Raw genomic sequence first — 24,343 nt, 5'->3', positions numbered from 1 at the left:
GTTGACTCTCTACCATAAAAAAATGCTCTCGCGCCATCTTTGTAGACGATGCGAAAGCATAAAAGTTGCAAGTAATATATTACATGGAATAGTTTGGTGATTCTTTTGTAATCTGTACATCATGTGGATGTGATTCACGTAGACCAGCACCTGTCATTCTAACAAATTGTGCATTCTCGCGTAGGTGCTCAAGATGTGGAGCTCCACAATAACCCATACCAGCGCGAATACCACCAATCAGTTGGTAGATTGTATCAGCTAATGGTCCTTTATAAGGAAGACGGCCTTCAATACCTTCAGGTACTAATTTTTTTGCATCCTCTTGGAAGTAACGATCTTTAGAGCCTTTTTCCATTGCGCCGATAGAACCCATACCACGATAAACTTTAAAGCGACGTCCTTGGAAGATTTCTGTTTCTCCAGGAGATTCAGATGTACCTGCTAGAAGTGAACCAAGCATTACAACGTTGCCTCCAGCTGCTAGAGCTTTGACGATATCACCAGAGTATTTAATACCACCATCAGCAATTATTGTTTTACCTAGCTCACGAGCTACTGTAGCACAATCATATACTGCTGTAATTTGTGGTACACCTACACCTGCTACAACACGTGTAGTACAAATAGAACCAGGACCGATACCTACTTTAACAACATCTGCTCCTGCTTCAAATAATGCACGTGCGCCTTCTCCTGTAGCAACATTACCAGCGATGATTTCTAGCTCAGGGTAAGTCTCACGAATTGAGCGAATTGTTTGTAATACGCCTTCTGAATGACCATGGGCTGTATCGATTACAACAATGTCAACTTGTGCTTCTACAAGCTTCTCAATACGTACCATCGTATCTTTTGATACACCAACTGCTGCGCCTACTAGTAAACGGCCATGTGTATCTTTCGCAGCATTCGGGAATTCAATCACTTTCTCGATATCCTTAATTGTAATAAGTCCAGTTAATCTACCTTCTTCATCTACAATTGGAAGCTTTTCGATTTTATATTGTTGAAGAATTTTTTCAGCATCCTCTAAAGTCGTTCCAACTGGAGCTGTAATCAAATCTTCTTTCGTCATTACATCTTCAATTTTTAAAGAGTAGTCAGAGATAAAACGTAAATCACGGTTTGTAATAATTCCTACTAGCTTTTGATTTTCCATACTATCAACAATAGGAACACCAGAGATTCGGTATTTACCCATTAGATGCTCAGCATCGAAAACTTGATGTGTCGGAGTTAAGAAGAATGGGTTTGTAATAACACCATTTTCAGAACGTTTTACTTTTTCTACTTGTTCAGCTTGCTCATCAATCCCCATATTTTTATGGATAATACCGATACCGCCTTGACGTGCCATAGCAATCGCCATTTTAGACTCTGTAACTGTATCCATACCTGCGCTGACCATTGGGATGTTTAATTTAATCTTTGGTGTTAATTGAACAGATAAATCAACATCTTTCGGTAGTACTTCGGAATGAGCTGGTACTAATAATACATCATCAAAAGTTAAACCTTCTTTGGCAAATTTAGTCTCCCACATTTTCGTAACTTCCTCCTATAGTTAAAAGAATATTAATTGTAAGATTAACAACGTGGACTGCTACTGTCAAGGAACTTATAAAAGAAAGACAATTCAGATTTTTAACAAACAACAATTAAGATAAACAATACAAATAATTAACTACATTTTCGAGGCATTTATTTGCATTTTTTAAATTCAAAAACACATTAGAACAAACTCTTTAGTAAAGTTAAAAGTTATCAAGAGAAAATAAAAAACAGTCAGCACACAGCTGACTGTTTTGTTTGCCTAGCGACGTCCTACTCTCACAGGGGGAAGCCCCCAACTACCATCGGCGCTAAAGAGCTTAACTTCCGTGTTCGGTATGGGAACGGGTGTGACCTCTTTGCCATCATCACTAGACTTTGTATTTAATTGAAAGATTTATTCTTTCAAAACTGGATAAACGGTGCATTGAATGCTTCAAACGTTTTTGGTTAAGTCCTCGATCGATTAGTATTCGTCAGCTCCATGTGTCACCACACTTCCACCTCGAACCTATCTACCTCATCGTCTTTGAGGGATCTTACTTACTTGCGTAATGGGAAATCTCATCTTGAGGGGGGCTTCATGCTTAGATGCTTTCAGCACTTATCCCGTCCACACATAGCTACCCAGCGATGCCTTTGGCAAGACAACTGGTACACCAGCGGTGTGTCCATCCCGGTCCTCTCGTACTAAGGACAGCTCCTCTCAAATTTCCTACGCCCACGACGGATAGGGACCGAACTGTCTCACGACGTTCTGAACCCAGCTCGCGTACCGCTTTAATGGGCGAACAGCCCAACCCTTGGGACCGACTACAGCCCCAGGATGCGATGAGCCGACATCGAGGTGCCAAACCTCCCCGTCGATGTGGACTCTTGGGGGAGATAAGCCTGTTATCCCCGGGGTAGCTTTTATCCGTTGAGCGATGGCCCTTCCATGCGGAACCACCGGATCACTAAGCCCGTCTTTCGACCCTGCTCGACTTGTAGGTCTCGCAGTCAAGCTCCCTTGTGCCTTTACACTCTACGAATGATTTCCAACCATTCTGAGGGAACCTTTGGGCGCCTCCGTTACCTTTTAGGAGGCGACCGCCCCAGTCAAACTGTCCGCCTGACACTGTCTCCTGCCCCGCTAAGGGGCATGGGTTAGAATTTCAATACAACCAGGGTAGTATCCCACCGACGCCTCCTTCGAAGCTGGCGCTCCGAGATCTCTGGCTCCTACCTATCCTGTACAAGTTGTACCAAAATTCAATATCAGGCTACAGTAAAGCTCCACGGGGTCTTTCCGTCCTGTCGCGGGTAACCTGCATCTTCACAGGTACTATAATTTCACCGAGTCTCTCGTTGAGACAGTGCCCAGATCGTTACGCCTTTCGTGCGGGTCGGAACTTACCCGACAAGGAATTTCGCTACCTTAGGACCGTTATAGTTACGGCCGCCGTTTACTGGGGCTTCAATTCGCAGCTTCGCTTGCGCTAACCACTCCTCTTAACCTTCCAGCACCGGGCAGGCGTCAGCCCCTATACGTCACCTTACGGTTTTGCAGAGACCTGTGTTTTTGCTAAACAGTCGCCTGGGCCTATTCACTGCGGCTCTCATGCGCTTGCACGCTCAAGAGCACCCCTTCTCCCGAAGTTACGGGGTCATTTTGCCGAGTTCCTTAACGAGAGTTCTCTCGCACACCTTAGGATTCTCTCCTCGACTACCTGTGTCGGTTTGCGGTACGGGCACCTCTCACCTCGATAGAGGCTTTTCTTGGCAGTGTGAAATCAGGAACTTCGTCCATACGGACTCGCCATCACAGCTCAACGTTACAGTGTGCGGATTTGCCTACACACACGCCTTACTGCTTGGACGCGCACAACCAACGGCGCGCTTACCCTATCCTACTGCGTCCCCCCATTTCTCAAACGGTGAGGAGGTGGTACAGGAATATCAACCTGTTGTCCATCGCCTACGCCTATCGGCCTCGGCTTAGGTCCCGACTAACCCTGAGCGGACGAGCCTTCCTCAGGAAACCTTAGTCATACGGTGGACGGGATTCTCACCCGTCTTTCGCTACTCATACCGGCATTCTCACTTCTAAGCGCTCCACCAGTCCTTCCGATCTGACTTCAACGCACTTAGAACGCTCTCCTACCACTGACATCGTAGATGTCAATCCACAGCTTCGGTGAATCGTTTAGCCCCGATACATTTTCGGCGCAGCGTCACTCGACCAGTGAGCTATTACGCACTCTTTAAATGATGGCTGCTTCTAAGCCAACATCCTGGTTGTCTGTGCAACGCCACATCCTTTTCCACTTAACGATTACTTTGGGACCTTAGCTGGTGGTCTGGGCTGTTTCCCTTTTGACTACGGATCTTATCACTCGCAGTCTGACTCCCGTGTATAAATATCTGGCATTCGGAGTTTGTCTGAATTCGGTAAACCGGGATGGCCCCCTAGTCCAAACAGTGCTCTACCTCCAGTATTCTCATCACGAGGCTAGCCCTAAAGCTATTTCGGAGAGAACCAGCTATCTCCAAGTTCGATTGGAATTTCTCCGCTACCCACACCTCATCCCCGCACTTTTCAACGTGCGTGGGTTCGGGCCTCCAGTAAGTGTTACCTCACCTTCACCCTGGACATGGGTAGATCACCTGGTTTCGGGTCTACGACCACGTACTATTTCGCCCTATTCAGACTCGCTTTCGCTGCGGCTCCGCCTTCTAAAGCTTAACCTCGCACGTAATCGTAACTCGCCGGTTCATTCTACAAAAGGCACGCTATCACCCATTAACGGGCTCTAACTACTTGTAGGCACACGGTTTCAGGATCTCTTTCACTCCCCTTCCGGGGTGCTTTTCACCTTTCCCTCACGGTACTGGTTCACTATCGGTCACTAGGTAGTATTTAGCCTTGGGAGATGGTCCTCCCGGATTCCGACGGAATTTCACGTGTTCCGCCGTACTCAGGATCCACTCAGGAGAGAACGAACTTTCGACTACAGGGCTTTTACCTGCTCTGGCGGACCTTTCCAAGTCGCTTCATCTAACTCGCTCTTTTGTAACTCCGTATAGAGTGTCCTACAACCCCAAGAGGCAAGCCTCTTGGTTTGGGCTCTTCCCGTTTCGCTCGCCGCTACTCAGGGAATCGATTTTTCTTTCTCTTCCTCCAGGTACTTAGATGTTTCAGTTCCCTGGGTCTGCCTTCAAGACGCTATGTATTCACGTCAAGATACTACGCGATTAAACGTAGTGGGTTCCCCCATTCGGAAATCTCCGGATCAAAGCTCACTTACAGCTCCCCGAAGCATATCGGTGTTAGTGCCGTCCTTCTTCGGCTCCTAGTGCCAAGGCATTCGCCGTGCGCCCTTAATAACTTAACCAAGTTATTAAGCCTATAAAAAACTTAAAAAATAAATGTGTTTGTTACAATTTCAATGTCGTTTTATCCAGTTTTCAAAGAACAAGTTTTGAAGTGTTTCATTCAGAAGAATGAACCTTCAAAACTGAACGCAAAACGTAATCTTACAAACCCAAGGTTTGTATTCCGAAATAATCCTTAGAAAGGAGGTGATCCAGCCGCACCTTCCGATACGGCTACCTTGTTACGACTTCACCCCAATCATCTATCCCACCTTCGGCGGCTGGCTCCAAAAGGTTACCTCACCGACTTCGGGTGTTACAAACTCTCGTGGTGTGACGGGCGGTGTGTACAAGGCCCGGGAACGTATTCACCGCGGCATGCTGATCCGCGATTACTAGCGATTCCGGCTTCATGTAGGCGAGTTGCAGCCTACAATCCGAACTGAGAACGACTTTATCGGATTAGCTCCCTCTCGCGAGTTGGCAACCGTTTGTATCGTCCATTGTAGCACGTGTGTAGCCCAGGTCATAAGGGGCATGATGATTTGACGTCATCCCCACCTTCCTCCGGTTTGTCACCGGCAGTCACCTTAGAGTGCCCAACTAAATGATGGCAACTAAGATCAAGGGTTGCGCTCGTTGCGGGACTTAACCCAACATCTCACGACACGAGCTGACGACAACCATGCACCACCTGTCACCGTTGCCCCCGAAGGGGAAACTATATCTCTACAGTGGTCAACGGGATGTCAAGACCTGGTAAGGTTCTTCGCGTTGCTTCGAATTAAACCACATGCTCCACCGCTTGTGCGGGCCCCCGTCAATTCCTTTGAGTTTCAGTCTTGCGACCGTACTCCCCAGGCGGAGTGCTTAATGCGTTAGCTGCAGCACTAAGGGGCGGAAACCCCCTAACACTTAGCACTCATCGTTTACGGCGTGGACTACCAGGGTATCTAATCCTGTTTGCTCCCCACGCTTTCGCGCCTCAGCGTCAGTTACAGACCAGAAAGTCGCCTTCGCCACTGGTGTTCCTCCAAATCTCTACGCATTTCACCGCTACACTTGGAATTCCACTTTCCTCTTCTGCACTCAAGTCCCCCAGTTTCCAATGACCCTCCACGGTTGAGCCGTGGGCTTTCACATCAGACTTAAAGGACCGCCTGCGCGCGCTTTACGCCCAATAATTCCGGACAACGCTTGCCACCTACGTATTACCGCGGCTGCTGGCACGTAGTTAGCCGTGGCTTTCTAATAAGGTACCGTCAAGGTACAGCCAGTTACTACTGTACTTGTTCTTCCCTTACAACAGAGTTTTACGATCCGAAAACCTTCTTCACTCACGCGGCGTTGCTCCATCAGGCTTTCGCCCATTGTGGAAGATTCCCTACTGCTGCCTCCCGTAGGAGTCTGGGCCGTGTCTCAGTCCCAGTGTGGCCGATCACCCTCTCAGGTCGGCTACGCATCGTCGCCTTGGTGAGCCGTTACCTCACCAACTAGCTAATGCGCCGCGGGCCCATCCTATAGCGACAGCCGAAACCGTCTTTCAGTCTCTTGCCATGAAGCAAAAGAGATTATTCGGTATTAGCCCCGGTTTCCCGGAGTTATCCCAAACTATAGGGTAGGTTGCCCACGTGTTACTCACCCGTCCGCCGCTAACGTCAAAGGAGCAAGCTCCTTTTCTGTTCGCTCGACTTGCATGTATTAGGCACGCCGCCAGCGTTCGTCCTGAGCCAGGATCAAACTCTCCATAAAAGAAATTTGATTAGCTCAAATTGTTTTGCTGGCATCATGTTTGATGTCCAAAATTGTGTTTCGTTCACTAGCAAAACTAGCTACTTAAAACTTTATTGATTACGTTTTGCTTGTTCAGTTTTCAAGGTTCATTTTGTTTACTCTTCTGTAAGAGTTAACTTTTATATAATAACATGTTTTATATTGAATGTCAAACAGTTATTTTATTTTATATTTTAGTAGCTGCATGTCTCAACAGCAACTTTTATATAATAACACCCTATTTGTCATTGGTCAATAGTTTTATAACTATTTTTTTAAAAATAATTATAACCTCAATCTTGGCCAATTTCGTAAAAATTGAATTGTACGGTTTCTTCCTATTTCTAATAGCGTTTCTTTTGTTTCTTCATTTAAATCAAATTGGGTGGCACTATAATCTTCTACAGGAATAAAAATAATATCTCTTTCGTGCCGTCTTGATATATACCTTTCATCATGTGCATCTTTCATAGTTGAAAATAGTGCCTCAAATAAATTTAGACCATTCTTAATTTCTTGAGGGCATTGTTCTTCTCTTCTTCTACTCAGTTTCAGGCCTAAAATCGGACGTACTTTCCGACCTTCTTTATCATCGAATATCCATAGTGGAAAATTACTTAAAACACCACCATCCACTATAACAGATTCACCCTTCCCAGTCTTTAATGTAACTGGTTCAAAGAAAAAAGGTATACCACAACTCATGCGTAACGCACAAGCAACTGAAAAATTCTTTGCTTCAATTTGATATTTATGCAAATCGTCTGGTAAAACAATCATTCTACCATTCGTTAAATCTGAAGCTACTAACTTAAGTGAATCTTTAGGCAGATCACCAAAAGTATATACTCCTTTTGCTGCTAGCTTTTGGAAAAACCATTTTTCTAACGCCTTTCCTTTATAGAGACCTAAATGATTATAAACATTTACCCATTTCATAAAAGGGAAAGGTAAAATTGTTCTTCTTGGATCAAGTAATGAAGGAACATCCAACTCTTCTAGCATTATTTCTATCTCTTTTCCACTATATCCTGCAGCAATAAAGGCAGCTAAAATGGCACCTGCACTTGTACCAGCTACACGTTTAAATCGAAAATGTTCAGCTTCTAGTACTTGATATGCCCCTACTAATGCAAAGCCCTTCAAACCGCCACCAGAAAATACGCCATCAATCCACAAAATTTCCTCTCCTTTTTGATGTAATCTTTACAGTATAAGGATGAAGAATGACGAATAGAACTAAATTTTCTACTTTATTGACGATACTTATGTACATAGCAGCAAACTTTAGCGAAGTGTCTAGCTAAAATTCGATTACAGTTTCATATAAAGATATGCGGCGAGATATGGTTATTCTAAGAAATGTACAGAGTTACTTAAATGGTAATGTATGTTTCAACAACAATAATTTTAGTTACGAAAATTTTTAGTGTAGAACATATTTTTAACAACAAAAATAAAGGGTCTAAGCCCTCACAATTTTGAATTTAAATTAAAGCCCTTATCTAAATTAACTATGTCTTATAAGAAAGTACTGGTAGTTATTGATTTTTTTACAAAATTACGAAAGGTTTAACAATCCTCAAATGCTGTTGTCTTCATAACTTCTAATTTTACTGCCTCACTGAAGTATTAGATATTTTTAACTTATTTTGTTAATAGCTTTCTACTCCCTCCTATATACTGCTAAGATGACAATGAATAATCAGAACCACCAGTACAACTGGTGGTTTGCTCTACCGTAAAATGCTAGGATACTGGTCCATGTCTAAAGACACATTGAAAGATCCGTCAACCGCTCTCCGTTTTTCCGCTACCACTGATCCTCAAAATATCCTCTTGCTATTGATTTTATATATATTTCTGTTTGATTTTTCTGTTTTGTCCTACTGTATCTATATAATATTCACGATCCCAAAACTCCCTATTTCCATATTTGTATTTCAGGTTCGCATGCCGATTCAATATCATTAAACTACTCTTCCCTTTCAAATAACCCACAAACGATGACACACCTATTTTTGATGGCATACTCACCAACATATGAATATCATCAGGACAAGCTGTAGCTTCAATGATTTCTGCCCCTTTTCTTCACATAATTAGCACAGAATTCTACCTATGTCTGCTTTGATTTGTCCATAAATAATCTACCTTCTATATTTTGGCGCAAAGACGATGTGATACTTACAATTCCATGTCGTGTGGGCCTAAACTTTTATTATCCATTTGGAGCCCCTTTTGTACAAAAGTCAGTTGACCAGACCTGATTTCATTGTACGGCTGGTTTTTTTCTTGTTCATAGCTAGAAGCTCTTGGAAACCCTTTATATAGCAGGGGCGTTCAAACGATAAAAAAAAACAGCCAGCACACAGCTGACTGTTTTGTTTGCCTAGCGACGTCCTACTCTCACAGGGGGAAGCCCCCAACTACCATCGGCGCTAAAGAGCTTAACTTCCGTGTTCGGTATGGGAACGGGTGTGACCTCTTTGCCATCATCACTAGACTTTGTATTTAATTGAAAGATTTATTCTTTCAAAACTGGATAAACGGTGCATTGAATGTTTCAAACGTTTTTGGTTAAGTCCTCGATCGATTAGTATTCGTCAGCTCCATGTGTCACCACACTTCCACCTCGAACCTATCTACCTCATCGTCTTTGAGGGATCTTACTTACTTGCGTAATGGGAAATCTCATCTTGAGGGGGGCTTCATGCTTAGATGCTTTCAGCACTTATCCCGTCCACACATAGCTACCCAGCGATGCCTTTGGCAAGACAACTGGTACACCAGCGGTGTGTCCATCCCGGTCCTCTCGTACTAAGGACAGCTCCTCTCAAATTTCCTACGCCCACGACGGATAGGGACCGAACTGTCTCACGACGTTCTGAACCCAGCTCGCGTACCGCTTTAATGGGCGAACAGCCCAACCCTTGGGACCGACTACAGCCCCAGGATGCGATGAGCCGACATCGAGGTGCCAAACCTCCCCGTCGATGTGGACTCTTGGGGGAGATAAGCCTGTTATCCCCGGGGTAGCTTTTATCCGTTGAGCGATGGCCCTTCCATGCGGAACCACCGGATCACTAAGCCCGTCTTTCGACCCTGCTCGACTTGTAGGTCTCGCAGTCAAGCTCCCTTGTGCCTTTACACTCTACGAATGATTTCCAACCATTCTGAGGGAACCTTTGGGCGCCTCCGTTACCTTTTAGGAGGCGACCGCCCCAGTCAAACTGTCCGCCTGACACTGTCTCCTGCCCCGCTAAGGGGCATGGGTTAGAATTTCAATACAACCAGGGTAGTATCCCACCGACGCCTCCTTCGAAGCTGGCGCTCCGAGATCTCTGGCTCCTACCTATCCTGTACAAGTTGTACCAAAATTCAATATCAGGCTACAGTAAAGCTCCACGGGGTCTTTCCGTCCTGTCGCGGGTAACCTGCATCTTCACAGGTACTATAATTTCACCGAGTCTCTCGTTGAGACAGTGCCCAGATCGTTACGCCTTTCGTGCGGGTCGGAACTTACCCGACAAGGAATTTCGCTACCTTAGGACCGTTATAGTTACGGCCGCCGTTTACTGGGGCTTCAATTCGCAGCTTCGCTTGCGCTAACCACTCCTCTTAACCTTCCAGCACCGGGCAGGCGTCAGCCCCTATACGTCACCTTACGGTTTTGCAGAGACCTGTGTTTTTGCTAAACAGTCGCCTGGGCCTATTCACTGCGGCTCTCATGCGCTTGCACGCTCAAGAGCACCCCTTCTCCCGAAGTTACGGGGTCATTTTGCCGAGTTCCTTAACGAGAGTTCTCTCGCACACCTTAGGATTCTCTCCTCGACTACCTGTGTCGGTTTGCGGTACGGGCACCTCTCACCTCGATAGAGGCTTTTCTTGGCAGTGTGAAATCAGGAACTTCGTCCATACGGACTCGCCATCACAGCTCAACGTTACAGTGTGCGGATTTGCCTACACACACGCCTTACTGCTTGGACGCGCACAACCAACGGCGCGCTTACCCTATCCTACTGCGTCCCCCCATTTCTCAAACGGTGAGGAGGTGGTACAGGAATATCAACCTGTTGTCCATCGCCTACGCCTATCGGCCTCGGCTTAGGTCCCGACTAACCCTGAGCGGACGAGCCTTCCTCAGGAAACCTTAGTCATACGGTGGACGGGATTCTCACCCGTCTTTCGCTACTCATACCGGCATTCTCACTTCTAAGCGCTCCACCAGTCCTTCCGATCTGACTTCAACGCACTTAGAACGCTCTCCTACCACTGACATCGTAGATGTCAATCCACAGCTTCGGTGAATCGTTTAGCCCCGATACATTTTCGGCGCAGCGTCACTCGACCAGTGAGCTATTACGCACTCTTTAAATGATGGCTGCTTCTAAGCCAACATCCTGGTTGTCTGTGCAACGCCACATCCTTTTCCACTTAACGATTACTTTGGGACCTTAGCTGGTGGTCTGGGCTGTTTCCCTTTTGACTACGGATCTTATCACTCGCAGTCTGACTCCCGTGTATAAATATCTGGCATTCGGAGTTTGTCTGAATTCGGTAAACCGGGATGGCCCCCTAGTCCAAACAGTGCTCTACCTCCAGTATTCTCATCACGAGGCTAGCCCTAAAGCTATTTCGGAGAGAACCAGCTATCTCCAAGTTCGATTGGAATTTCTCCGCTACCCACACCTCATCCCCGCACTTTTCAACGTGCGTGGGTTCGGGCCTCCAGTAAGTGTTACCTCACCTTCACCCTGGACATGGGTAGATCACCTGGTTTCGGGTCTACGACCACGTACTACTTCGCCCTATTCAGACTCGCTTTCGCTGCGGCTCCGCCTTCTAAAGCTTAACCTTGCACGTAATCGTAACTCGCCGGTTCATTCTACAAAAGGCACGCTATCACCCATTAACGGGCTCTAACTACTTGTAGGCACACGGTTTCAGGATCTCTTTCACTCCCCTTCCGGGGTGCTTTTCACCTTTCCCTCACGGTACTGGTTCACTATCGGTCACTAGGTAGTATTTAGCCTTGGGAGATGGTCCTCCCGGATTCCGACGGAATTTCACGTGTTCCGCCGTACTCAGGATCCACTCAGGAGAGAACGAACTTTCGACTACAGGGCTTTTACCTGCTCTGGCGGACCTTTCCAAGTCGCTTCATCTAACTCGCTCTTTTGTAACTCCGTATAGAGTGTCCTACAACCCCAAGAGGCAAGCCTCTTGGTTTGGGCTCTTCCCGTTTCGCTCGCCGCTACTCAGGGAATCGATTTTTCTTTCTCTTCCTCCAGGTACTTAGATGTTTCAGTTCCCTGGGTCTGCCTTCAAGACGCTATGTATTCACGTCAAGATACTACGCGATTAAACGTAGTGGGTTCCCCCATTCGGAAATCTCCGGATCAAAGCTCACTTACAGCTCCCCGAAGCATATCGGTGTTAGTGCCGTCCTTCTTCGGCTCCTAGTGCCAAGGCATTCGCCGTGCGCCCTTAATAACTTAACCAAGTTATTAAGCCTATAAAAAACTTAAAAAATAAATGTGTTTGTTACAATTTCAATGTCGTTTTATCCAGTTTTCAAAGAACAAAAAAATGGTGGAGCCTAGCGGGATCGAACCGCTGACCTCCTGCGTGCAAGGCAGGCGCTCTCCCAGCTGAGCTAAGGCCCCAAGAGGTATATATGGTGGGCCTAAATGGACTCGAACCATCGACCTCACGCTTATCAGGCGTGCGCTCTAACCAGCTGAGCTATAGGCCCTCTTGGAAGTTTTATTAAATTTCATAAACCTTCAAAACTGAACGCAAAACGTAATCTTACAAACCCAAGGTTTGTATTCCGAAATAATCCTTAGAAAGGAGGTGATCCAGCCGCACCTTCCGATACGGCTACCTTGTTACGACTTCACCCCAATCATCTATCCCACCTTCGGCGGCTGGCTCCAAAAGGTTACCTCACCGACTTCGGGTGTTACAAACTCTCGTGGTGTGACGGGCGGTGTGTACAAGGCCCGGGAACGTATTCACCGCGGCATGCTGATCCGCGATTACTAGCGATTCCGGCTTCATGTAGGCGAGTTGCAGCCTACAATCCGAACTGAGAACGACTTTATCGGATTAGCTCCCTCTCGCGAGTTGGCAACCGTTTGTATCGTCCATTGTAGCACGTGTGTAGCCCAGGTCATAAGGGGCATGATGATTTGACGTCATCCCCACCTTCCTCCGGTTTGTCACCGGCAGTCACCTTAGAGTGCCCAACTAAATGATGGCAACTAAGATCAAGGGTTGCGCTCGTTGCGGGACTTAACCCAACATCTCACGACACGAGCTGACGACAACCATGCACCACCTGTCACCGTTGCCCCCGAAGGGGAAACTATATCTCTACAGTGGTCAACGGGATGTCAAGACCTGGTAAGGTTCTTCGCGTTGCTTCGAATTAAACCACATGCTCCACCGCTTGTGCGGGCCCCCGTCAATTCCTTTGAGTTTCAGTCTTGCGACCGTACTCCCCAGGCGGAGTGCTTAATGCGTTAGCTGCAGCACTAAGGGGCGGAAACCCCCTAACACTTAGCACTCATCGTTTACGGCGTGGACTACCAGGGTATCTAATCCTGTTTGCTCCCCACGCTTTCGCGCCTCAGCGTCAGTTACAGACCAGAAAGTCGCCTTCGCCACTGGTGTTCCTCCAAATCTCTACGCATTTCACCGCTACACTTGGAATTCCACTTTCCTCTTCTGCACTCAAGTCCCCCAGTTTCCAATGACCCTCCACGGTTGAGCCGTGGGCTTTCACATCAGACTTAAAGGACCGCCTGCGCGCGCTTTACGCCCAATAATTCCGGACAACGCTTGCCACCTACGTATTACCGCGGCTGCTGGCACGTAGTTAGCCGTGGCTTTCTAATAAGGTACCGTCAAGGTACAGCCAGTTACTACTGTACTTGTTCTTCCCTTACAACAGAGTTTTACGATCCGAAAACCTTCTTCACTCACGCGGCGTTGCTCCATCAGGCTTTCGCCCATTGTGGAAGATTCCCTACTGCTGCCTCCCGTAGGAGTCTGGGCCGTGTCTCAGTCCCAGTGTGGCCGATCACCCTCTCAGGTCGGCTACGCATCGTCGCCTTGGTGAGCCGTTACCTCACCAACTAGCTAATGCGCCGCGGGCCCATCCTATAGCGACAGCCGAAACCGTCTTTCAGTCCCTTGCCATGAAGCAAAAGAGATTATTCGGTATTAGCCCCGGTTTCCCGGAGTTATCCCAAACTATAGGGTAGGTTGCCCACGTGTTACTCACCCGTCCGCCGCTAACGTCAAAGGAGCAAGCTCCTTTTCTGTTCGCTCGACTTGCATGTATTAGGCACGCCGCCAGCGTTCGTCCTGAGCCAGGATCAAACTCTCCATAAAAGAAATTTGATTAGCTCAAATTGTTTTGCTGGCATCATGTTTGATGTCCAAAATTGTGTTTCGTTCACTAGTGAAACTAGCTACTTAAAACTTTATTGATTACGTTTTGCTTGTTCAGTTTTCAAGGTTCATGTTCTTTATTTCGTCGTCATCTCTTGGCGACTCATTTATAATATCAAGATTCTAAAACAAAGTCAACACTTTCTCCAAAAATATTTTAATACAATATATATAAATGTTTCAAAACACAATTATGGTTAAAATGCTCACTATTTAATTGATTAATATTGCGAAGTGTTTCTAAAATATCACCTATTTATAAAAGCAAAATATAGCACTTTGCGTAGAGTACATCTCTTACCTTAAAAAAATAGGCAAACTACATAATATAGTTTGCCTGTCTATCTATTAATTAGTTATGATACGTGAAATATAAAAGCTGCGATTTTTCCCTAAATCAAAAATTTCCCCTGAATGAATTAATTTAATAAGTGGTCGTGTTGGGGCAAATTTATTTACAAACATTACTTCTCCACGTTCTAAATTAGAAAGTTCTACAATTGTACCTATCGGTAGATCTGCAACAATATCAATTAACGCACGTACAACTTTAATATCAAATTTACCAAACTCAGATTCATTAATCATTTCTATTACTTTAAATGAAGATTGCTTCGTTCTATATACTCGTTCACATGTCATAGCATGAAAAACGTCTGCAACAGCAATGATTTGTGCAAATATAGAAATATTAGCGATCTTTTCGTTCTTCGGATATCCACTACCATTTAAACGTTCATGGTGTTGAAAGATTGCTTCTTTCATTGTTTCTTTTAAAATGGTCAAATCTTTCACCATACTATGGCTATAAATCGGATGTTTATAAATCTCATCATATTCTTGCTCTGTTAATGGTGTCTTCTTATCCCTGATACGCGGATGTACTTTAGCCATACCACAATCAGCCAATAAACCACCGATGGCTACTTGAATAGTAGTTCCTCTATCATAACTAAGTTTTTGAGCAATAACTGAGGCAATCAAACCAGTTGCTACACAATGATGATACAGGTAGTCTTTAGGATTTGAATACTCATTTAAATCAAAAATAATAGTACGGTCTTCTAGTACCATCTCTACTAAAGGTAAAATAATTGTTCTGGCCTTTGCAATATCTACCTTAGCTCCCGCTTCCCAGTTTTTAAATTCTTTTTTAAACTGTTCAACAGAATGATTATAGATTTTCCTGAAAGTTGGAATTTCTTCTATTGTAACTTCGACATCGCTCTCATTCTTTTCTACACGAATATCATTTTCACTTTTGTAAACGGGGACGGTGAAAATATTAAATGCGTGAAAAACTTGCAAGTGTACATATGAAATCATTGTATCTTTAAAAATAATCGGATACTGTGTATTAGCAAATATATCTTCAGAAATTACCTTGCCAACACCTAGCTCTGAAATTGGAACATGTATAGTTTCCACAGAATGAACACCTCTCCACTATTTCTTGCTTCAAAATAAGGTATTTCCATTTTATCATGGAATTCAAAATAATTACTTATTTTTCATTATTTACGTAAAAAAACCGATGACGACATTCAATAATGTCATCATCGGATTATATTATTCTTCGACTTCCTCTTCGTCTTCTAAAGATTCTTCCGCTTTTTCCACTTTAGCGACAGTTGCAACCAATTCGTCATCTCCAAGTCGAATTAAACGTACACCTTGCGTACTGCGCCCAATTAATGAAATATCATTCACATCCATACGGATAAGCATACCATTAATAGTTATAAGCATTAAATCCTCAGAACCATCGACGGTTTTTACAGCCACCATTGGACCATTCTTATCTGTAATCTGGATAGTTTTCAGTCCTACTCCACCACGACTTTGTAAACGATAGTCCTCTTCAGAAGTACGTTTACCATAACCTTTTTCAGTTACTACTAAAATTTCTTGCCCTGGTTCAACAATCTCCATACCAACTACTTCATCACCATCTCGTAGCTTAATGCCTCGAACACCACCAGCTGTACGGCCCATAGATCGAATGTCGTCTTCTTGGAAACGAACGAGCATACCATCGCGAGTACCAATAATCACTTGTTTCTCTCCATCTGTAAGACGTACCGAAATAAGATCGTCGTCTTCTCTCAAGCTGATTGCGATTAAACCATTTGTTCGGATGTTAGCAAATTGTGATACAGGGGTACGTTTTGTAATACCTGTTTTTGTGGTAAAGATAAAGTAAGCATCTTCATCAAACGACGCAACACGAATCATAGCTGTTACTTTTTCGCCTTTTTCTATATTAAGCAAGTTTACGATTGGTAACCCTTTAGCAGTACGACCGAACTCAGGAATTTCATATCCTTTTGCTCTAAATACTTTACCTTTAGACGTGAAGAATAAAATTGTATCGTGGGTAGAAGTATTCATTAGATGCTCTACAAAGTCGTCTTCATTTGTACCCATTCCTTGTACACCACGACCACCACGCTTTTGACTACGATATGTATTCGCAGCTAAACGCTTGATATAGCCATTATGTGTTAAAGTAACAACTGAGTTTTCAACAGGAATTAAATCCTCATCCTCAATCATTTCAATTCCACCTGATGTAATCTCAGTACGGCGCGTATCATTAAAACGTTCTTTCAACTCTAAGATTTCAGTACGAATAATATCTACAATTTTCTCTTCATCTGCTAATATTGCCTTTAATTCAGCTATAAGAACTTGAAGCTCTTGATATTCTGCTTCAATTTTTTCACGTTCTAAGCCACTTAATCGAACGAGGCGCATATCTAAAATAGCTTGAGCCTGACGCTCCGATAAGCTAAAGCGTTCCATTAATTGAGGTTTTGCTTCTTCACCACTACGTGAACCACGTATAATAGCGATTATTTCATCAATATGATCGAGTGCGATTCGTAAGCCCTCTAAAATGTGAGCACGGTCTTCAGCTTTTCGAAGATCAAACTCTGTACGACGACGAATAATTACTTTTTGGTGTTCTAAATAATGGTATAGCATTTCTTTTAAGCCTAATACTTTAGGCTGACCATTTACTAAAGATAGCATATTGATACCGAAGCTAGATTGCATAGCTGTTTGTTTATATAAATTATTTAGTACAACATTAGCATTTGCATCTTTACGAACTTCAATCACTACACGCATACCACGACGGTCTGATTCATCACGTAAATTTGTGATTCCATCTATTTTTTTATCACGTACAAGCTCTGCAATTTTTTCAATGAGCTTAGCCTTATTCACTTGGTAAGGCAATTCATGAATAAGAATTGTTTCCTTACCATTTGCCTTTTGCTCAATTTCCACTTTCGCCCGGATGATAATGGAACCTCGACCAGTTTCATAGGCTCTACGAATACCACTACGTCCTAAAATTAATCCTCCAGTGGGAAAATCAGGACCAGGAATGATTTCCATCAGCTCTTCAGTCGTAATGGCTGGATTTTCAGAAAGTGCTATAACAGCATCAATTGTTTCGCCCAATTGATGTGGTGGAATATTTGTTGCCATACCTACAGCAATCCCTGCAGCACCGTTGACTAAAAGATTTGGATAGCGACTTGGTAAAACTATTGGTTCTTTTTCTGATCCATCATAGTTGTCTGTATAGTCAATTGTATCTTTATTAATATCACGGAGCATTTCCATTGCTATTTTAGACATACGTGATTCTGTATAACGCATGGCTGCTGCGCCATCACCATCAACAGAACCGAAGTTTCCGTGACCATCAACAAGCATATAGCGATAGCTAAAATCTTGTGCCATACGTACCATTGCATCATAGATGGAAGAGTCACCATGTGGATGATACTTACCCATGACATCCCCAACGATACGCGCTGACTTTTTGTAGGCTTTATCTGCTGTATTACCTAATTCCTGCATCCCATATAAAATACGACGATGAACTGGTTTTAATCCATCACGTACATCAGGTAATGCACGTGATACAATTACACTCATTGCATAATCAAGAAAGGATGTTTCAATTTCTTCTGTGATATTAACTCCTTTAACACCGGAGCGTTCTTGTTCTGACAAAGTGTAGACCTCCTCTCAAGAAAAATTAGATATCTAAATTAGCGTATACGGCATTTTCCTCTATAAATTGACGACGAGGTTCAACTTCATCGCCCATTAAACGTTCAAATGCTTGGTTTGCTTTAATTGCATCATCTAATTCTACTTGTAATAATGTGCGGTACTCAGGATCCATTGTTGTTTCCCAAAGCTGCTCAGCGTTCATTTCACCAAGACCTTTATAACGCTGCACATTTGGCTTTGGCATTTTTGGTAGCCGTTCTAAAATTTCTTTTAATGTCTCTTCATCATAGCAATACTCAATATGTTTACCTTGTTTCACTTGATAAAGTGGTGGCTGTGCAATATAAATATAGCCTGCTTCTATAAGTGGTCGAAGGAAACGGAAGAAGAATGTTAAAAGTAATGTACGAATATGTGCCCCATCGACATCGGCATCTGTCATGATAATGATTTTATGATAACGAGCTTTCTCTAAATTAAACTCCTCACCAATCCCAGTGCCAAATGCTGTTATCATCGCACGGATTTCCGCATTCGATAAAATTTTATCTAGTCGAGCTTTCTCAACGTTAAGGATTTTACCACGTAAAGGTAAAATTGCTTGGAAGTGTCGATCACGTCCAGATTTAGCCGAACCGCCGGCAGAATCACCCTCAACAATATAAATTTCACAATCAGCTGGGTTAGTAGAAGAACAATCTGCTAATTTACCTGGTAAGCTTGATACTTCGAGCGCATTTTTACGACGAGTAAACTCACGTGCTTTTTTCGCAGCTACACGAGCACGGGCTGCCATCAGTCCTTTTTCCACAATCTTTCGTGCAACCGTTGGATTTTCTAGCATAAAACGCTCAAAGCCATCTGAGAACAAAGAATTGGTAATTTGACTTACTTCTGAATTCCCTAACTTTGTTTTTGTTTGTCCTTCAAATTGCGGATCTGGGTGTTTAACAGAAACGATAGCTGTTAACCCTTCTCGTACATCCTCACCTGTAAGATTAGCGTCAGATTCTTTTAGTAATCCACTTTTTCGTGCATAGTCATTAATAACGCGTGTAAGGGCTGTTTTAAATCCTGACTCATGTGTACCGCCCTCATACGTATTAATGTTATTGGCAAATGAAAAAATATTAGAAGAGAATCCAGCGTTATATTGCATAGCAATTTCTACTGTGATACCATCCTTCTCTCCAAGAACATCAATTGGATCATGGATTGGCTCTTTAGATTGATTTAAATGTTCAACATAAGAACGAATACCACCTTCATAGTGGTATGTTGTTGAGCGAATCTCTTCTTCACGTTCATCAGCAATCGTAATCTTAATACCACGATTTAAATAAGCCAATTCTCTAATACGATGAGCTAAAATATCATATTCATAAACAGTTGTTTCCTTAAATATTTCTGGGTCAGCTTTAAAACGCGTTGTTGTACCATTATGATCTGTATCACCGATAACTGTTAACTCTTGAACTGTTTTTCCACGTTCAAATTTTATTTCATGGATATGACCTTCACGATGTACTTGGACAATTGTTTCAACAGAAAGTGCATTTACTACTGATGCTCCAACTCCATGAAGCCCTCCAGAAACTTTATAGCCTCCACCGCCAAATTTACCACCAGCATGTAAAACAGTCATAATAACTTCAACAGCTGGCTTACCCATTTTTTCTTGAATACTGACGGGAATACCACGACCGTTATCTTCTACACGAATCCAGTTTTCTTTTTCAATTGTTACTTTGATATCTGTACAAAATCCTGCAAGTGCTTCATCGATACTATTATCAACAATTTCCCATACTAAATGGTGAAGCCCTTTAGAGCTAGTTGAACCGATATACATCCCTGGTCTTTTACGTACTGCTTCTAAACCTTCTAATACCTGTATCTGATCGGCCTCATAAGCTTGGTTTTGTAAACCTTCGTTCTCTATAGCCACGGCTTTCATCTACTCCTTCATAACATCATTGTGTGTAAATGAATGAACAGTCAACCGAGCTGACTATTACCATTCTTTTTGTAATCTAAAAAACTACCCTGGCTAACTTCTTTCAATCGCACCTTGTTTCACGTGGAACAGTTGAGCCTGTTCCATCGTTTCATGATGAATTCCCTCCACACTAGTGGTTGTAACAAAGGTTTGGACTTCACCCTGAATGGTATTTAATAAATGCGATTGGCGATAATCATCGAGTTCCGATAAAACATCATCTAAAAGTAGTATGGGTGTTTCATTTATTTCTTGTTTAATTAATTCAATTTCAGCAAGCTTTAAAGACAATGCAGTAGTACGCTGCTGTCCTTGTGAACCATAAGTTTGTACATCATAGCCATTCACTAAAAACTGTAAATCATCTCGGTGTGGACCAACTAATGTCACGCCTCTATCAAATTCACGTTCTCTCGCTTCAATTAATTTTTGATGTAAAGTATTTTCAATTTCACTAGTAGAGTGCTCTTTTTCAATACCAGCTACCGTACGATATTTTATAACCAGTGTTTCCTTACCTTGCGATATACCTGCGTGTATGGGTTCCGCCCACTCCTGCAATAAATCCATAAATTGAAATCTTTTACGAATAATTTGGGTAGCAGCGTGAATATATTGTTCATTGTAGACCTCATACATCACATCATTGGACATGGACTTCCCTTGGTTCATTTTTAAAAAATGGTTACGTTGTTTTAAAACTTTTTGAAAGGTTAATAAATCATGTAAATAGACAGGCGAAATTTGCCCAATCTCCATATCAATAAAACGTCGACGTATTTGCGGACTTCCCTTTACAACGTTCAAATCCTCTGGCGCAAACATAACGACATTCATTTGACCAATATAATGACTAAGGCGACTTTGCTCTATATGATTTATCTTGCCCTTTTTACCTTTCTTTGTAATCGTAAGTTCGATCGGTAAAATACCATGCCTTTTTTTAACGGCCCCTTCTATTTTACCATAGTCTGAATCCCAACGTATCAATTCTTTATCGTTCGTTGTTCGATGGGACTTAGCCATTGCTAAAACATAGATGGACTCCATAACATTTGTTTTTCCTTGTGCATTTTCACCAATGAAAACATTAATTTTTGGAGAGAAGTTTAAAGCTAAGGCATCATAGTTACGGTAATTTGTAAGTTTTAATTGCTCAATATACATAATTTATTGTCCAGTTGGTCCTATAATTTGAAAACGACCACATCCAGGAATATTTATAATATCTCCATTACGTAATTTCCGACCTCGACGATCGTCTACTTCTCCATTTACATATACAGCATGTTCTTGTAAAAACCACTTGGCCATTCCACCTGAACTAATGGCATCAGTAATTTTTAAAAGTTGCCCTAACGTGATGAACTCCTCATCAATTTTAATGTCCTGCATAGTGTGTTCCCCTCCGAATACAGACTGTCTATCTCTCTATCATACCTAAAATTACGTCATAAGTAAAAAAAGATAGTCACTATGAGCGACTATCTTAACAGATCTTATATTCTTTAGTAAGTTCGTACAGGTAAAATTAATTGTAAAATAGCATCATCATGAACGGAACGTAAAATAAACGGTCTCATTGCCCCAGTAAATTGAATAACCACGTCTTGTCCATCTATTGCTTTTAATGCTTCCATCATATATTTTGCACTGAATGAGATTTTCAAACCATCCCCTTCTAATGCTTCCACAGGAATTTCTTCTTGTACTTTACCGATTTCAGGGGAATTAGAAGAAACCTCAACTGCTTGGTTATCTAGGATTTCAAAACGGACAACATTATTACGATCTCCTCGTGCAACAAGTGATGCACGGTCAATAGCTTGCAATAATGATTTACCATTAATTGTTACATTTGTTTGATATTCTTCAGGAATTAAACGAGTTGTGTCAGGATAATTTCCTTCCAGTAAGCGAGAGAAGAATAATACATCACCAGTTTTAAATAATACTTGCTGACTTGTAATAACGATTTGGACAAGATTTGTAGAATCTTCAAGTACTTTATTTAATTCATTCAAACTTTTCCCTGGAATTACTACACTATGTTCAACTTCTGGTAAATTTTCGAGTTGTACTTTTCGTCTTGCTAAACGATGACTATCTGTTGCAACACAGATTAATGTTTCATTTTTGATCTGCCAGTTTACACCTGTCAACACGGGTCTACTTTCTGAAGTGGCAACAGCGAATACTGTTTCGCGGATAATTGTTTTTAAGAGATCAGCAGGAATAGTAAATTTTTGATCTTCTGTAAGCTCTGGTAATAAAGGATACTCTGCTGCATCTGAGCCAATTAAATGGAATTCCGATTTCCCTGAACGAATATGTGTTTGGAAACCAGGTGTTACTTGTATTTCAACATCGTTTGTTGGTAATTTACGTACGATTTCATTAAACATACGTGCTTGTACAACAATTGAGCCTGTTTCTGTAATGTGAATAATTTGCTGTCCATCTTCCTCTACTGGAATAAATGTTTGAATAGTTATATCTGCATCACTACCAGTTAAGCGGATACCTTCCTCTGTTACGTCAATTTTAATCCCAGTTAAAATCGGAATAGTTGTTTTTGAACTTACTGCTTTCATGACATCATTTAAACCTTCTAATAAACGGTCACGTAAAATATCAAATTTCATTCGTTTTCCCTCACATATTTATATTATTTATTTATATAAAATAAAAAGATATAGTAATAGGTCCTGTGGATTTGTGGATAAGTGTATTTTTATGAATAAAATCAGTCTATCCACATGTAGATAGACTGTGTATAAGTTTGTGTTTAAATAGTTAGTTTGTCCACAGCAATTACTTGCCTAGCATACTACGAATTTGTTTAACATCTTGTTGAAGTTGAACGTCATTTTTCAACATAGAAGATATTTTTTCGTGCGCATGGATGACAGTTGTATGATCACGGCCACCAAATTCTTCGCCAATTTTGGGCAGCGAAAAATCTGTCAACTCGCGTGATAAATACATAGCGATTTGACGTGGAAAAGCAATTAATTTAGTACGTTTTTTGGCAGCGAAATCTTCCAATCGTATACTAAAATGTTCCCCTACTGCATTTTGAATGTCTAATATTGTCACTGTTCGCGGTTTTGAATTTGGAATGATATCCTTCAATGCCTCGGCAGCTAATGTCGCTGTAATATCTTTGTTTACAAGTGATGAGTAGGCAACGACGCGAATAAGCGCACCTTCAAGCTCCCTAATATTGGAGTCAATCTGGTTCGCAATATAAAGCATTACTTCATTTGGTACCTCTAGACCGTCTGCTTTTGCTTTTTTACGCAAAATAGCGATACGTGTTTCCAAATCGGGTGGCGCAATATCAGTTATTAACCCCCACTCGAAACGTGAACGGAGCCGATCTTCTAAAGTTGGGATCTCCTTAGGAGGTCGGTCACTTGAAATAACAATTTGTTTGGATTCTTCATGTAAAGTATTAAAAGTGTGGAAAAATTCTTCTTGAGTTGATTCTTTTCCAGCAAGGAATTGAATATCATCAATTAGCAGTACATCCACGTTGCGGTACTTATTGCGAAAATCAAGTGCTTTGTTATCACGAATTGAGTTAATAAATTCATTTGTAAATTTCTCGGATGATAAGTACACTACTTTAGCATTTGGATTATGCTCTAATACATAATGACCAATAGCATGCATTAAGTGTGTTTTACCTAGCCCTACTCCCCCATAAATAAAGAATGGATTGTATGCCTTAGCAGGTGCTTCAGCTACAGCTAGCGAAGCTGCATGTGCAAAGCGGTTACCAGAGCCAATAACAAACGTATCAAAAGTATATTTCGGGTTTAACATACCTGGTGAAATATCATGATGTTCATTATTTTTTGCTTGGATAATCGGCGCTGGCAAATCAAAATCGTCCGAATCCTGGTTTTTTTGAACAACAAATTTAATAAGCAAGTCTTCGCCTGTTAGCTCCGTTAATATACCTGTAATCAAATGAATATAATGATTTTCAAGCCAGTCTCGAGCAAACGAATTTGGCGCAGCAATTGTCACAGTGGACCCACTACCATTGTAAGATAGTAACTTCGTAGACTTTAGCCACGTTTCGAAGCTTGGTTTAGAAATTTTTTGTTCAACTTGAGCCAGGACATTGTTCCATAGTTCTTCTAAATGTTCCAA

At 42.4% G+C, this 24,343-nt stretch carries 9 protein-coding genes, 2 tRNA genes, 6 rRNA genes and 1 pseudogene; all 18 read right to left on the bottom strand.

Annotated features, from left to right (window positions below):
- Nucleotides 1–79 precede the first annotated feature (79 nt).
- Nucleotides 80–1,543, bottom strand: coding sequence for an IMP dehydrogenase (gene guaB / locus L6W14_RS00090; protein ID WP_004233999.1), 1,464 nt, complete (start codon nt 1,541–1,543; stop codon nt 80–82).
- Nucleotides 1,544–1,811: 268 nt separating this feature from the next.
- Nucleotides 1,812–1,927: ribosomal RNA gene (gene rrf / locus L6W14_RS00085) — 5S ribosomal RNA — on the bottom strand.
- A 70-nt stretch (nt 1,928–1,997) separates the two neighbouring features.
- A 23S ribosomal RNA gene (locus L6W14_RS00080) occupies nt 1,998–4,925 on the bottom strand.
- 180 nt (nt 4,926–5,105) lie between these two features.
- A 16S ribosomal RNA gene (locus tag L6W14_RS00075) occupies nt 5,106–6,657 on the bottom strand.
- Together the 16S, 23S and 5S rRNA genes form the textbook arrangement of a ribosomal RNA operon.
- A gap of 306 nt (nt 6,658–6,963) precedes the next feature.
- Nucleotides 6,964–7,857, bottom strand: coding sequence for a patatin-like phospholipase family protein (locus L6W14_RS00070; protein ID WP_131522760.1), 894 nt, complete (start codon nt 7,855–7,857; stop codon nt 6,964–6,966).
- Between the two features lie 675 nt (nt 7,858–8,532).
- Nucleotides 8,533–8,907: pseudogene (gene tnpA, locus L6W14_RS00065) on the bottom strand (IS200/IS605 family transposase); the annotation flags it as partial.
- Nucleotides 8,908–9,068: 161 nt separating this feature from the next.
- Nucleotides 9,069–9,184 (bottom strand): 5S ribosomal RNA (gene rrf, locus L6W14_RS00060).
- A 70-nt stretch (nt 9,185–9,254) separates the two neighbouring features.
- Nucleotides 9,255–12,182: ribosomal RNA gene (locus L6W14_RS00055) — 23S ribosomal RNA — on the bottom strand.
- 89 nt (nt 12,183–12,271) lie between these two features.
- Nucleotides 12,272–12,347, bottom strand: a tRNA-Ala gene (locus L6W14_RS00050).
- A gap of 12 nt (nt 12,348–12,359) precedes the next feature.
- Nucleotides 12,360–12,436, bottom strand: a tRNA-Ile gene (locus L6W14_RS00045).
- Between the two features lie 94 nt (nt 12,437–12,530).
- A 16S ribosomal RNA gene (locus tag L6W14_RS00040) occupies nt 12,531–14,082 on the bottom strand.
- Nucleotides 14,083–14,490: 408 nt separating this feature from the next.
- Nucleotides 14,491–15,570 carry an HD-GYP domain-containing protein gene (locus L6W14_RS00035; RefSeq protein ID WP_131521710.1) on the bottom strand — a complete coding sequence of 360 codons (1,080 nt, stop codon included), beginning with the start codon at nt 15,568–15,570 and terminating at the stop codon, nt 14,491–14,493.
- A gap of 141 nt (nt 15,571–15,711) precedes the next feature.
- Nucleotides 15,712–18,177 carry a DNA gyrase subunit A gene (gene gyrA / locus L6W14_RS00030; protein ID WP_131521711.1) on the bottom strand — a complete coding sequence of 822 codons (2,466 nt, stop codon included), beginning with the start codon at nt 18,175–18,177 and terminating at the stop codon, nt 15,712–15,714.
- Between the two features lie 25 nt (nt 18,178–18,202).
- Nucleotides 18,203–20,137 carry a DNA topoisomerase (ATP-hydrolyzing) subunit B gene (gene gyrB / locus L6W14_RS00025; protein ID WP_131521712.1) on the bottom strand — a complete coding sequence of 645 codons (1,935 nt, stop codon included), beginning with the start codon at nt 20,135–20,137 and terminating at the stop codon, nt 18,203–18,205.
- A gap of 93 nt (nt 20,138–20,230) precedes the next feature.
- Complete coding sequence (gene recF / locus L6W14_RS00020; protein WP_237898972.1) at nt 20,231–21,346, bottom strand: DNA replication/repair protein RecF; 1,116 nt, start codon at nt 21,344–21,346, stop codon at nt 20,231–20,233.
- 3 nt (nt 21,347–21,349) lie between these two features.
- Nucleotides 21,350–21,574 carry a S4 domain-containing protein YaaA gene (yaaA, locus tag L6W14_RS00015; protein WP_131521714.1) on the bottom strand — a complete coding sequence of 75 codons (225 nt, stop codon included), beginning with the start codon at nt 21,572–21,574 and terminating at the stop codon, nt 21,350–21,352.
- Nucleotides 21,575–21,687: 113 nt separating this feature from the next.
- Nucleotides 21,688–22,824, bottom strand: coding sequence for a DNA polymerase III subunit beta (dnaN, locus tag L6W14_RS00010; protein WP_131521715.1), 1,137 nt, complete (start codon nt 22,822–22,824; stop codon nt 21,688–21,690).
- Between the two features lie 169 nt (nt 22,825–22,993).
- The gene (gene dnaA / locus L6W14_RS00005; RefSeq protein ID WP_004233307.1) at nt 22,994–24,343 is read right to left on the bottom strand and encodes a chromosomal replication initiator protein DnaA; all 1,350 of its coding nucleotides are present in this window, start codon (nt 24,341–24,343) and stop codon (nt 22,994–22,996) included.

The organism is Lysinibacillus sp. ACHW1.5 (genome assembly GCF_022014815.1).
Taxonomy (GTDB): Bacteria; Bacillota; Bacilli; order Bacillales_A; family Planococcaceae; genus Lysinibacillus; species Lysinibacillus capsici.
This window is presented reverse-complemented; position numbering and strand designations above follow the sequence as displayed.